The following is a 12,914-nucleotide window of genomic DNA, read 5'->3' as shown; positions in this document are numbered from 1 at the left end:
CCTCGATACAGGCCCTAGTCCGTTCGGGTGGTGCACGTGCGGGGCGCCACACCGCCCGCGTCCGCTGTGAGCGCTAACGTGAGGTCATGAGCAAGCTCGACCAGGCCGAGTCGGCGTTCGCGTCGGCTCGGCCCAGGCTGTTCGGCATCGCCTACCGCATGACCGGCAGCGTGGCGGACGCCGAGGACCTCGTGCAGGAGGTCTGGTTGCGCTGGCAGCTCGCCGACCGCGAGTCGGTGCTCAACCCCGAGGCCTACCTGGCCACGGCGATCACCCGCCTTGCGATCAACGAGTCGCAGACCGCGCGGGCCCGCCGGGAGACCTACGTCGGGCCGTGGCTGCCAGAGCCGGTCGACACGTCCGCGGACCCGCAGCTGGGTGCCGAGCAGGGCGCGGTGCTGGAGCTCGCGGTGCTGATGCTGCTGGAGAAGCTCACCCCGACCGAACGGGCCGCGTACGTGCTGCGCGAGGCGTTCGACTACCCGTACCGCGAGATCGCCGAGATCGTGCAGAACAGCGAGGTCGCGGCACGGCAGCTGGTCAGCCGGGCGCGCAAGCACCTCGCGGACGAGCGGAAGGTCCCCGTCGAACGGGCCGACCAGCGCAAGCTGCTGGAGGCGTTCGTGGCGGCCGCGCAGGCGGGTGACCTGGCCGGGCTGGAGAAGCTCTTCGCCGAGGACGTGGTGAGTTACTCCGACAGCAACGGCGCGATCCGGGCGGCCGGTCGTCCGCTGTTCGGTGCCGCGTCGCTGGCGAAGATCATCTCGGGCTGGGCGCCGTCGTTCTGGGCGGGTGCCGAGGCCACCTACGTCGAGGTGAACGGGCTCGACGCCATCCGGTTGCGCAAGGACGAGCACACCTACGCGGTGATCACCGTGACGGCCACCGCGGAAGGTATCGACAACGTCTTGTGGCTGGTCAACCCGGAGAAGCTGGGTGCGTTCCGATAGTGCTGTCACAACTTCTGGGGCTGTCCTGTCTTAGCTCGTGAACGCCCGCACGGGACGGGCTCAGGAGTGAGGGACGAACCCATGAGGATCGTTGTCATCGGCGGTACCGGGTTGATCGGCAGCCAGGTCGTGAAGCGGCTCGCTGAGCACGGCCACGACGCCGTGCCCGCGTCCCCGAACAGCGGCGTGAACACGGTGACCGGCGAAGGCGTCAAGGAAGTTCTGCAGGGCGCCGACGTGCTGGTCGACGTGTCGAACTCGCCGTCGTTCGCCGACGACGACGTGATGAACTTCTTCACCGCCGCCACGACCAACCTGACGGCGGCCGCGAAGGAAGCGGGCGTCGGCCACTACGTCGCGCTGTCGATCGTCGGCACGGACGAGCTGCCCGACTCCGGTTACCTGCGGGCGAAGGTGGCGCAGGAGAAGCTGATCACCGAGTCCGGCCTGCCGTACTCGATCATCCGCGCGACCCAGTTCTTCGAGTTCGCGGGCGCGATCGCGGACTCGGCGACGGTCGACGGCGTGGTGCACCTGCCCCACGGTGGGGTGCAGCCGATCGCGGCGTCCGAGGTGGCGGCGGTCGTCGGACGCACCGCGGCGACCGGTCCGATCAACGGCGTGCAGGAGATCGGCGGACCGGAGGAGTTCACTTTGGACGGTTGGGTCCGCACGGTGCTGCAGGCGCGCAACGACTCGCGCGAGGTCGTCAGCGACCCGGAGGCGAAGTACTTCGGCACGGTCCTCACCGGCAAGCAGCTCGTGCCGAACGAGGGCGCGCAGCTGCAGGCGACGAGCCTGAAGGACTGGCTGGCCGCCGGCAACTGAGGCCGTTCAGACATTTTCCAGTGCTCTGAACGGGATTGCGGCCAGCACCTCTGAAGGCGCCTAACGTCGTTCGCCATGGGCGAGCGGCGGATCGGGTCGGTGGAGGTGCTGGCCGCTGTCCTCGTTCTGGGACTGTTGCTGCGCGGTCATTCCGCGTTTCAGGCGCCGATCGTCCAGACGTGGGCGGCGGTGTTCGTGTCGATCGTGCTGCAGGCGTTGCCGTTCCTCACCCTGGGCGTCGTGCTGTCCGCTGCCATCGCGGTGTTCGTGTCGCGCGATCTCCTGGTGAGGGTGCTGCCGCGCCGGCCCGTACTCGCCGTGCCCGCGGCGGCTGTCGCCGGAGTGGTGCTGCCCGGCTGCGAGTGCGGGTCGGTGCCGGTGGCGGGGGCGTTGCTGCGCAAGGGGATCGCGCCTTCGGTGGCGTTGACGTTCCTGCTCGCGGCGCCGGCGGTCAACCCGGTCGTGCTGGTGGCGACGGCGGTGGCGTTTCCCGGCCAGCCCTGGATGGTGGCCGGACGTGCCGCCGCCAGCCTGCTCGCCTCGACGGTGATGGGCTGGTTGTGGTTGCGGCGCGGGCGAACTGAGTGGATCAAGATGCCCGCGCACGACCACGCACACGGATTCCTGAGCCAGGCGCGGCACGACTTCCTGCACGCGGGCGGGTTTCTGGTGGTCGGCGGGCTGGTGGCGGCGACGTTGAACGTGCTGGTGCCCGGTCGGTGGCTGCAGGTCGTCGCGGATCAGCCGTGGCTCGCGGTGCTCGCGATGGCCGCGCTGGCGGTGGGGTTGTCGATCTGCTCCGAGGCCGATGCCTTTGTGGCGGCGAGCTTCACGCAGTTCTCGACGACGGCGAAGCTCGCGTTCCTGGTGGTCGGGCCGATGGTGGACATGAAGCTGTTCGCGATGCAGGCGGGGATGTTCGGGCGCAGGTTCGCCATCAGGTTCGCTCCGGCGACGTTCGTGGTCGCCGTCTTGTCGGCCGTGGTCGTGGGAGTGGTGCTGTGAGCCGGGCTGCCGCTGTCGTGATCCTGCTCCTGCTGGCTGCCGCCACCGCGCGGGTTCTGGTGACGGGGCAGTACGTCAGCTACGTCAAGGCCGGGCTGTGGCCGTTGCTGATCGTGTCGGTCGTGCTCATCGGGTTGTTCGCGTTCACAAGGGGGCACCAGCCTCGTGTTGGCTGGTTGTTGCTGGTTCCGATGCTGGCATTGCTGTTGATCTCGCCGCAGTCGCTCGGGAGCTACGCGGCGAACAACGCGGGCACGGTGCTGAAGGAGTCGGCCGAGTACCCGCCGTTGCCGGACGGGGACCCGGTGGAGATCAAGATCTTCGACTACGCGAGCCGCGCGGTGTTCGACGGCGGCCGGACGTTGCAGCACCGGCGGGTCAAGCTGCTGGGCTTCACCTCGACAGGTCCTCAGGGCGAACATCTGCTGGTGCGGATGATCCTCACCTCCTGCGCGGCGGATGATCCTCACCTGCTGCGCGGCGGACGGCCGGCCCGTGAAGATCGCGATGAAGAACGCGGTGGAGCTACCGGACGACACCTGGGTCGAGGTCACCGGGTCCTATGTGGACTCAACCGTCGCCGACGGTGTGAACGGCGAGAAGATCCCGTTCCTCGACGTGGAGAGCATGGTCGAGGTCTCGCAGCCCGAACGGCCCTACGAGTAACTCCACTTGATGCCGTACTGGCCGGGCATCGGGTCCAGGGTGATGAACTGGTACGTCGTGGTGTTCTCGTCGAACGTCACCGGCGGCTGGTGTTCCTGGGGGAGTGCGCTGCGCGGCTGGAAGAAGCCGAAGCACGTCTCCGGGAGCATCGCGGGGTCGAACGCGATGTGCAGCACCATCTCCCGCGCCGGCCGGTAGATCGCGATCTGGGCGTGCCGCGAAGCCTGGCCCGGCGGGAAGCGCAGGGCGAACTCGACCGCCCCGAGTTCACCCGCTTTCAGGGGGCGGTCGAGCAGGAACTCGAACACGCACGTCGAGCTGGGCACGTCCGCGCGGAACCGGGCGACCCGGCAGCCCTCGGTGAAGGTGACCACGGGCGGCTGAGGCAACGTGATGCACCGCGTCACGAACACGAACCGGGTGGTGTCGTCGTGGTCGGCCCGGATGATCCGGCGCACCCGCATGGACTCCTCGAAGCCCTGTGCGTTCACCCGGTACGAGATGTACTGCGAGAGCCGGTGCGGTGTGTCGAGGTCCTCCGGTGTCGCGTCGACCTTGGCGAGTGCCTTCGCGACGCTGTCCGGACGGAGCCAGACCTGGTCGTACGTCAGCGCGAGGCCGGTCCGGTTCGTCCACCTGCCCCGGGGTCTGCGCGGGCCGAGCAGCGCTGTGAGCGTGCTCGGAGCCTGGCCCAGGATGGCTTCCAGCGCCGACACCGCCGCGAGCGAACTCGCCCGCTCCGGCCGGTTCTCGCCGTTCTGCCAGTAACTGAGCGCGCTGACGCTCACGGGTGTGTCCTGCTCGCGCAGTCGTTGGCTGATCTCGTTCAGACTGAGGCCGCTGCGCTCGATCGCACAGCGCAGCGCGGCGCCGAACTCGGCGCCCGCTCGGACGGTCGCGTCTGCTGTCACAAGCGGCTCCCTTCTCGGGCGGCGCGCCAGATCGTACGCGCGGAGAATACCTCTTTGATCGCGTTCAGAGTATTTCCAGATTGACCCCCGGTTCAATTGACCGCTCAACCGGGGCGTTCCTATCGTCAGCGCTCAACCGGGATGACCGGCACCGAGGAGATCCTTTTGTCCTCCTCAGTTCCAGGAGCATTCCGTGCGAACACTCCCTGTTGTCGCGGCACTCATAGCCGCGGTGTTGGTCCCCGCACCCGCAATGGCGGGCGAAGTCGTGGTGCCGCAAGGTGCTGAACCCGTTCCGGACAGCTACATCGTCATCACCAAGTCGCCAGAACTGGCTTCCCGCTACAACGCCACGCACGTCTACACGGCGGCGTTGAAGGGCTTCGCGGCCCGCCTGTCACCGGCACAGGCCCGCAGGCTCGCCGCTGACCCTTCAGTCGAGCGCGTCGTCCAGGACACTTACGTGCACACGACCGCGACGCAGACCAACGCACCGTGGAACCTCGACCGCGTCGACCAGCGCAACCTGCCGTTGAACAGCACCTACAACTACGACGCCACTGGTCAGGGTGTGCACGCGTACGTCGTCGACACCGGTGTGCGGATCTCTCATCGCGAGTTCGGCGGGAGAGCGTCGTACGGCTGGGACATCGTCGACAACGACAGCAACGCCGACGACTGCAACAGCCACGGCACGCACGTCGCGGGCACGATCGGCGGCGCCACGTACGGCGGCGCCAAGAACGTGACGCTGCACGCCGTGCCCGTGCTGGGGTGCAACGGAACCAGCCCCGACTCGGTCGTCACGGCCGGCGTGGACTGGGTGACGCGCAACGCGATCAAGCCCGCGGTCGTGAACATGAGCCTGCGCGGCAGCGCGAACCAGGCGCAGGACACCGCGGTCCGCAACTCGATCGCGGCGGGCATCACCTACGTCGTGGCGGCGGGCAACGACGGCGCCAACGCCTGCAACTACAGCCCGGCGCGCGTCGCCGAAGCGATCACCGTCGGCAACACCACCAACTCCGACACCCGCAACAGCGACTCGAACTACGGGTCCTGTGTGGACATCTTCGCTCCTGGCACGAGCGTGGTCTCGGCGTCGAACTCCAGCGACACCGCCACCGCGACCAAGAGCGGCACCTCGATGGCGTCGCCGCTGGTGGCCTCGGCCGCCGCTCTGTACCTGCAGAAGAACCCGAACGCGACGCCACAGCAGGTGCGGGACGCGCTGGTGGCGTGCTCGACGGCCGACGTCGTGAAGAGCGCCGGTTCCGGCTCGCCGAACCGCTTGCTCTACTCGCCGTGCGGTGGCACTTCCACACCGCCTGTGTGGGCCGACGACTTCGAGTCGGACAAGGGCTGGACGATGAACCCGGCCGGCACCGACACCGCGACCACCGGCCAGCTCGAGCGCGGAGACCCCGAGCAGACCACCGCGTCCAACGGCCAGGTCAAGCAGCTCGGCACGACGGTCAGCGGCACGAACTGCCTCGTCACCGGTCGCCTCGCGGGCAGTGGTGACGGTGCGAACGACGTCGACGGCGGTGTCACCTCGGCCGCGTCGCCGTCGATCACGGTGCCGTCTGGGGGAAAGCTGACGTTCTCCTACACCTACGCGCACGGCAACAACTCGTCGAGCGCGGACTACCTGCGCGTCAAGGTGCTGGACGGAAGCACGGCCACCACGGTGTTCGAGAAGCTCGGCGAGGCCGCCGAACGCGCTGGTTCCTGGCAGAGCGCGACGGTCGATCTGACGGCCTACGCGGGCAAGCAGATCAGGTTGCTCGTCGAGACCGCGGACGCGAGCGGTGCGTCGTTGTGGGAAGCGGCCGTCGACGACTTCGCCATTCAGAGTTATCCAGCGCTCTGAAAGCCGGTTCGTTGACGGGCGTTGAACGCTCGTTAAGGTCAGCTCAAATCGAATAGGTCGCGCGCCGGTCCGGCTCCTCGGCAGGCCGGCGACGCGATTCCACTTTTCCTGAATTCCCCCTGCATTCAGAGGAACCACCATGAAATCCTTCCTGCGCCGACGATGGCGCGTAACGACGATTTACGCGGCGGCGGCCGTCGTGGCCGGCGGAGTTGCCGCTGTCGTGCTGCCGCCGGGCGGTGGGATCCACCCGCTCGCCGCCGCGGTACCGGACGTGCCGTCCGTGCCGCAGCTCGCCGAGCCCGGCACGCAGTCCGCGGTGATCGGGTCCTCAGTGGCGGAGAACGGCCAGGTGTGCCAGTCCGGCGCACAGTGGCTGCGGTTGCGCGTCACCGAGTTGTCCTTGCGGGGCAACGACTCCGTCACGTTCACCGGGTCGAAGTCGGGCTCGTACACGCTGACCGCGCAGAACTGGCCCGGCAAGGCGTTCCACACCAGGGCGTTCGAGGGCGACTGCGTGCGCGTGCAGCCCAACCTCGCCGACAGCGGCAGCAAGTACACAGTGGACTCCTACCAGTACGGCACGCAGTCGCTGGCGGCGGCGACGGCGACCGTGGCGGCGGTCGGCGACGTGTGCGGCTCGTCGTGCAACCAGACGGCGCCGCTGGTCAAGAACATGGCGCCACAAGCGCTGGTCCTGGCCGGGGACAACGCCTACGACAGCGGGTCCAGCTCGGACTACAGCAACAAGTACAACCCGCAGTACGGGCAGTTCAAGTCGATCACCTACCCCACGCCGGGCAACCACGAGTACAACACCTCCGGCGCCTCGGGCTACTTCGACTACTTCGGGGCGCGGGCCGGTGAGCGCGGCAAGGGCTACTACAGCTTCGACGTCGGCGACTGGCACTTCGTCGCGCTGAACTCCAACATCACGCGCGACGCGAGCTCTGCGCAGGTGACATGGCTGAAGAACGACCTGGCGGCGAACACCAAGCCGTGCACCGCGGCGTACTGGCACCACCCGCGGTTCAGTCGTGGCGACCACGGCGACAACACGTCGGTGACGCCGTTCTGGAACGCGCTGTACGCGGCGAAGGCGGACCTGATCATCGCTGGGCACGATCACAACTACCAGCGGTTCGCGCCGTCGCGGCCGGACGGCACGCGCGACGACACCAACGGCGTGCGGGAGCTGCTGATCGGCACCGGAGGGCGTGGGTTCTACGACTACAACCTCGACTCGGACGCGGTGCAGGAGGCGGGCAACGCGAACACGTTCGGCGTCGGCAAGCTGACGCTGACAGCTACTGGTTACCGCGCCGACTTCGTGCCGGTGTCCGGGCGGACGTACACCGACACCACGTCCGGCAACTGCAAGAAGGCTTCGAGCACGCCCGCCTTCACCGTGGGCGCCTCGCCGTCCTCGGTCGCGGTGCCGGTGAGCACGTCCAAGACGGTGACCGTCGACGTGGGCGCTTCGGGTGGCTTCACCGGCAGTGTGGCGCTGTCGGTGTCCGGATTGCCTTCTGGCGTCAGCGGTTCCTTCTCGCCGTCCTCGGTTTCCGCGCCCGGAAGCTCGACGTTGACGCTCACCGCGTCGGCGTCAGCCTCGGGTTCGGCGACGGCGACGATCACCGGAACGTCCGGCGGGGTGAGCAAGACGGCCTCGCTCAGCGTCACCGTCGGCAGCACGCCGACGGGCTTCAGCGACGACTTCGAGTCCGACAGGGGCTGGGTCGTCAACGCCTCGGGCACCGACAACGCGACCACGGGCAGGTGGGAGCGCGGTGACCCGGAGGAGACCAGGGAGGCCGACGGGTCGGTCAAGCAGCTCGGCACCACCACGAGTGGCACGAACTGCTTGGTGACGGGACGACTCGCCGGCGCCAGTGACGGCGCCAACGACGTGGACGGAGGCCTGACGTCGATGACCTCGCCGCAGATCTCCGTGCCGTCGGGCGGAAAGCTCACGTTCTCCTACACCTTCGCGCACGGCGACAACTCGTCCACTGAGGACTTCCTGCGAGTCCACGTGCTGGACGGGACGACGAGGACGAAGGTGTTCGAGAAGCTCGGCACATCCGGTGTGAAGGTCGCGGGCGCGTGGCAGACCGCCACCGTCGACCTCGCGCAGTTCGCCGGGCGCAACGTGAAGCTCGTCGTCGAAGCGGCGGACGCGGGTACCGGATCCCTTTGGGAGTCCGCTGTGGATGACGTTCGCGTCACTGGATGAGGGAAGACGTGCGCACGGTTCCGCGCCCTGCAAGCGGGGCCGTGCGCGCGTTCTCCACCGGAAGGACTTCCCTGATGTACGTCTCCTCTGTGCGCGCCGGTCTTGCCAAGAGCGAGGGCCGGTCCGGCAAGATCCCTGCGACGGTCATCGGTCTCGGCGTGGTCAGCCTGATCACCGATCTTTCGGCTGAGATGGTGACCGCGGTGCTGCCGCTGTACTTGGTCTACGGGCTCGGCGTCGGTTATTTGCAGCTCGGTGCGATCGACGGGCTCTACACCGGTGCCACGGCGTTGCTGCGGCTCGCCGGTGGGCACCTGGCCGACCGGTTGCGTCGCCCGAAAGCCGTGGCGCTCTTCGGTTACGGTCTGTCCGCGTTGACCAAACTCGGGTTTCCCCTCGTCGGGGCGTCGGTGGCCGGGATGGGCCTGGTGATCGGCGTCGACCGGGCGGGCAAAGGGATTCGGACCGGGCCGCGGGACGCGATGATCACGCTCGCCACGCCGTCGGACGCGCTGGGACGGGCGTTCGGGGTGCACCGGGCGCTGGACACGGCCGGTGCGCTGCTCGGGCCGCTGATGGCGTTCGGGTTGTTGAGCTTGCTGGTCATGGACTACACGTCGGTGTTCGCGGTGAGCTTCTGCTTCGCCGTGATCGCGGTGGTGGTGCTGGCCCTGTTCGTCCGTCAGCCTGCCGGGGTCGCTGTTCGGCGGCCCGGGTTGTCGTGGAACGTGGTGCGGGACCGCGAGGTTCGCCGCGTTGTGCTGATCGTGGCTTTGCTCGGTGCTTGCACGGTCGGCGACATGTTCCTGTTCGTGGGCGTGCAGAAGACTTCCGGGTTGCCGGCCGGTGTGTTGCCGTTGCTGCCCTTGGTGACCGCGTTGACGTTCATGGTGGCGGCCGCACCGGTCGGGAAGCTCGCTGACCGGCTCGGGCGGTGGAAGGTGTTCCTCGTCGGCCACGTCGTGCTGTTCCTGGCTTACGTGCTGGTCGCCGTGTCGTGGGGTGGCTGGTTTCCTGCTTCCTTGGTCTTGTTGGCGCACGGGGTGTTCTACGCCTGCACGGACGGCGTGTTGATGGCTTACGTCGGGCCGCTGGTGCCGGAGCCGGTGCGGGCGACCGGGCTGGCGTTCGTCCAAACAGGACAGGCCTTGGCTCGTGCCGCGGGTGCTGTGTTGTTCGGTGTGGCGGCCACGGGGATGTCGTCGGGGCCCGCGTTCGGTGTGTTCGCCGCGGTGCTCGCGGTCGCGGTGATGGTGGGAGCGCGCTGGTGAACCGAACGGTGCTGGGTGTCGTGCTGGTGGCGGCCGTGCTGGTGGCGGGCGCGGTGTTCGTCGGCATGCGGGCTGTGGGTGCGCGGTCCGCGGAGGAGCCGCTGGACCTCTCCAGCGGTGAGTTGGTGTACGTCGACCTGGCGGGCCGGGTGCGCCAGGCAGGACGTGCGGGGCCTGCCTGCCAACGGGTCGACGTCGCCGCGGGCACCCTGGTGTGCCTGCGGACCACGGCGGTACCCGCGCAGTCGGAGATCGTGGTGCTGGACAGGAGCGGGGAGACACGCCTTCGTCTCTCCGAATGGGGCACCCCGAGCCGTGCGCGGGTATCGCCGTCGGGCAACGTCGTGATGTGGACCGTTTTCCGCGCCGGTGACTCGTATCTGGGCGGAGTGGGCACGTTCTCGACGACCGCCGGGTTCTACGACCTCAAGCGCGGTGAGCACTTCGGCTCGCTGGAGGACTTCACGTTGATGATCGACGGTGCCGAGCACACGGCGGAGGACGTGAACTACTGGGGGATCACGTTCAGCCGTGACGACCGCACCTTCTACGCCACCGCGGCTTCGGGCGGGAAGACCTGGCTGGTGCGCGGATCGGCCGAGACCCGTGTGCTGACTTCGGTGCGGGAGAACGTGGAATGCCCGTCGCTGTCGCCGGACGGCACGCGGATCGCCTACAAGTTCCGGGCCGGCGACCAGTGGCGCTTGCACGTGCTGGATCTGGGGTCTGGCGTGGATGTCGCGCTGGCGGAGTCGGAGCACGTCGACGACCAGCCGCAGTGGCTGGACGACTCCTGGGTGGCTTACGGGCGGGACAAGGCCATCTGGAAGGTGCCCGCGTCCGGCAGCGGGAGCCCGGAACTCGTCCACGCGGATGCGGCTTCACCAGCGGTGGCCCGATGACCCACCGGATCGCGCTGGTCGTGGCTGCCCTGGCAGCGGCTGTACTCGTCGCCGCGCCGGGGCCGGTCCGCGCACCCGGAAAACTTGTGGCGGCGCCGGTCGTGACCGACGCCTGGCCGGGTGCGCGGATCTCCACTCTGTCCGGAAACCTGCCTGACGGCAGTGTTTTCGCGCCGCTGTCACCTGACCTGAGGGCAGGGGAGTCCGATGGGCGGCTGGTGATCGACGACGACGTGGTGCGCGAGGGGCCGGCGCAGTACACGTTGGCCGCTGGTTCGCTGGTGTGGCTGGAACGCGGCACCGGGCTGTTCAGGATGGCCGACTCGGTGGCCGAGCTGATCACCGCCGACATCGGTGCTCCGGTGGTGCTGGAGTCGCAGTACGACGTCGTCGTGCACGACGACCACGTCAGCTGGGCCGCCGTCGGACCCGAAGGCACCACCGAGATCCGCACGGTCGCGCTGACCGGGGGAGCGGTGGAAAAGCTTGTGCTGCCAGGGAAGTTAGCGCTAACAGAGTGGCCGTACGCCACCAGTGCGGAGATTGAGCAGGGCGGCCCGTCCGCGTTGGTCGACCTGCGCACCACGGCGCGAACTGTCGTGCCAGGGCAGAACTACGAGCTGATCGACTGCACGCCGTCGTGGTGCCGCGTGCAGGTGCTGCGGCAGGGCGGCAGTGCCCGGTTCGACCTGATGCGCGCGGACGGCACAGATCGCCGCCGGATCGGCGGCGCGGGCCTGCGTCCGGCGGTCCAGGACGTTCTGCTGCTCGACCGGTTCGCCGTGCTGGCGGACGACTCCCGAGGCGTGCTGTGCCTGTACGACGTCGACCGCGGCCGGCTCGCCGACCTCGCTTCGTCGTTCGGCACGGTCGTCGCCCGCGGGAACGCCGTGTGGTGGTCGACCGGCGACAACACCTCGCTGACCTGGCACTCGATCGACCTGGGGGAACTGTGAAGACGAGCGTGTTCGACCTGTTCAGCATCGGCATCGGCCCGTCGAGCTCGCACACCGTGGGCCCGATGCGCGCGGCCCGGCTGTTCGCGCTCACACTGCCGGCCGACGTGGACTCGGTGACCGTTCGCCTGCACGGCTCGCTCGGCGCGACCGGCGTGGGCCACGGCTCGGACACCGCCGTGCTGCTCGGCCTGGAGGGGAGCCGCCCGGAGGACGTCGACATCGCGTCGATCCCCGCACGGATCGCCCGCATCCACGCCAGCGGCCAGGTCAGGCTGCTGGGCGACCGGTTCGTGAACGCCTGCGTGGTCCTCGACTCGCGCCCGTTGCCAGAACACCCGAACGGCATGGTGTTCCAGGCCGACGGCGTCGAACGGACCTACTACTCGATCGGTGGCGGGTTCGTGGTGTCGTCGCTGGACGCGGTCGCGGACCCGCCGCCGGTGCCACATCCTTTTCGGTCCGGCGCCGACCTGGTCGCCGCTTGTGAGTCCGCTGGTCTGTCGATCGCCGAGCTGATGCGCCGCAACGAAAGCGCGTGGCGCTCTGAGTCCGAAGTGGACGCCGGGCTGGGCGAGATCTGGCGGGTGATGCAGGAGTGCGTGCGGTGGGGTTGCGCGCGCGACGGCGTGCTCCCCGGCGGCCTGAACGTCCCGCGTCGAGCCAAAGCGCTGCTGGAGACGTTGTCGGTGAGCGACGCCGAACCTCAGGACTGGGTGAGCCTCTACGCACTGGCGGTGAACGAGGAGAACGCCTCCGGTGGCCGTGTGGTGACCGCGCCGACGAACGGCGCCGCCGGAATCGTGCCCGCTGTCCTGCACTACTACACGCGGTTCGTGCACGCTTCCGGCGTCGAGGACTTCCTGCTGACCGCGGGCGCGATCGGCGTGGTGCTGAAGGAAACCGGCTCGATCTCGGGTGCCGAAGTCGGCTGCCAGGGCGAGGTGGGTTCCGCGTGCGCGATGGCGGCGGCCGGACTCTGCGCGGTGCTGGGCGGCACCGTCCGGCAGATCGAGAACGCCGCCGAGATCGGCCTCGAACACCACCTCGGCCTGACCTGCGACCCGATCGGCGGCCTGGTCCAGATCCCGTGCATCGAACGCAACGCCGTCGCCGCCGTCACCGCGATCACCGCCGCACGACTGGCGTTGCGCGGTGACGGCACGCACCTCGTCCACCTCGACGACGCCATCGCCACGTTGCGGGAAACCGGCGCGGACATGAGCGACAAGTACAAGGAGACCGCACGCGGAGGACTGGCGGTGAACGTCGTCGAGTGCTGATACGGTGGCCGTGCTCGATTTGTGAACTCTGGG

At 68.7% G+C, this 12,914-nt stretch carries 11 protein-coding genes; 10 read left to right on the top strand and 1 reads right to left on the bottom strand.

Annotated features, from left to right (window positions below):
- Positions 1-86 precede the first annotated feature (86 nt).
- The 4 genes from UK23_RS05095 to UK23_RS53585 all read left to right on the top strand — a co-directional run bounded on the left by UK23_RS05095 (position 87) and on the right by UK23_RS53585 (position 3,449).
- Entirely contained in the window at positions 87-950 is an 864-nt protein-coding gene (locus tag UK23_RS05095) for an RNA polymerase sigma-70 factor (RefSeq protein ID WP_045310172.1), read from the top strand.
- Positions 951-1,031: 81 nt separating this feature from the next.
- Positions 1,032-1,778, top strand: coding sequence for an SDR family oxidoreductase (locus UK23_RS05090; protein ID WP_045310171.1), 747 nt, complete (start codon positions 1,032-1,034; stop codon positions 1,776-1,778).
- 75 nt (positions 1,779-1,853) lie between these two features.
- Positions 1,854-2,783, top strand: coding sequence for a permease (locus tag UK23_RS05085; protein ID WP_045310170.1), 930 nt, complete (start codon positions 1,854-1,856; stop codon positions 2,781-2,783).
- A 459-nt stretch (positions 2,784-3,242) separates the two neighbouring features.
- Positions 3,243-3,449: a hypothetical protein gene (locus UK23_RS53585; RefSeq protein WP_231114381.1), complete on the top strand. Its 207-nt coding sequence runs from the start codon at positions 3,243-3,245 to the stop codon at positions 3,447-3,449.
- On the opposite strand, the gene UK23_RS05075 is transcribed toward UK23_RS53585, so the two are convergent.
- On the bottom strand, positions 3,440-4,360 hold the full coding sequence (locus UK23_RS05075) for a helix-turn-helix transcriptional regulator (protein ID WP_045310169.1): 921 nt from the start codon (positions 4,358-4,360) through the stop codon (positions 3,440-3,442). The two genes, UK23_RS53585 and UK23_RS05075, sit on opposite strands and share 10 nt — an antisense overlap.
- A gap of 193 nt (positions 4,361-4,553) precedes the next feature.
- Here UK23_RS05075 and UK23_RS05070 point away from each other — a divergent pair, with 193 nt between their 5' ends.
- From UK23_RS05070 to UK23_RS05045, 6 genes are all read left to right on the top strand, one after another.
- A complete protein-coding gene (locus tag UK23_RS05070) occupies positions 4,554-6,233 on the top strand; it encodes a S8 family serine peptidase (RefSeq protein ID WP_045310168.1) in 1,680 nt (559 codons plus the stop codon).
- 139 nt (positions 6,234-6,372) lie between these two features.
- Complete coding sequence (locus tag UK23_RS05065; RefSeq protein ID WP_045310167.1) at positions 6,373-8,469, top strand: metallophosphoesterase; 2,097 nt, start codon at positions 6,373-6,375, stop codon at positions 8,467-8,469.
- 74 nt (positions 8,470-8,543) lie between these two features.
- The gene (locus UK23_RS05060; RefSeq protein WP_045310166.1) at positions 8,544-9,740 is read left to right on the top strand and encodes an MFS transporter; all 1,197 of its coding nucleotides are present in this window, start codon (positions 8,544-8,546) and stop codon (positions 9,738-9,740) included.
- Positions 9,737-10,642, top strand: a complete 906-nt coding sequence (locus UK23_RS05055) for a TolB family protein (RefSeq protein WP_045310165.1) — start codon at positions 9,737-9,739, stop codon at positions 10,640-10,642. The genes UK23_RS05060 and UK23_RS05055 overlap by 4 nt, the downstream gene beginning before the upstream one ends.
- The gene (locus tag UK23_RS05050) at positions 10,639-11,598 is read left to right on the top strand and encodes a hypothetical protein (protein ID WP_045310164.1); all 960 of its coding nucleotides are present in this window, start codon (positions 10,639-10,641) and stop codon (positions 11,596-11,598) included. The genes UK23_RS05055 and UK23_RS05050 overlap by 4 nt, the downstream gene beginning before the upstream one ends.
- Complete coding sequence (locus UK23_RS05045; RefSeq protein WP_045310163.1) at positions 11,595-12,881, top strand: L-serine ammonia-lyase; 1,287 nt, start codon at positions 11,595-11,597, stop codon at positions 12,879-12,881. The genes UK23_RS05050 and UK23_RS05045 overlap by 4 nt, the downstream gene beginning before the upstream one ends.
- Positions 12,882-12,914: the final 33 nt, after the last annotated feature.

Origin of the sequence: Lentzea aerocolonigenes (genome assembly GCF_000955955.1) — a bacterium.
In the GTDB taxonomy this organism is placed as follows: Bacteria; Actinomycetota; Actinomycetes; order Mycobacteriales; family Pseudonocardiaceae; genus Lentzea; species Lentzea aerocolonigenes_A.
This window is presented reverse-complemented; position numbering and strand designations above follow the sequence as displayed.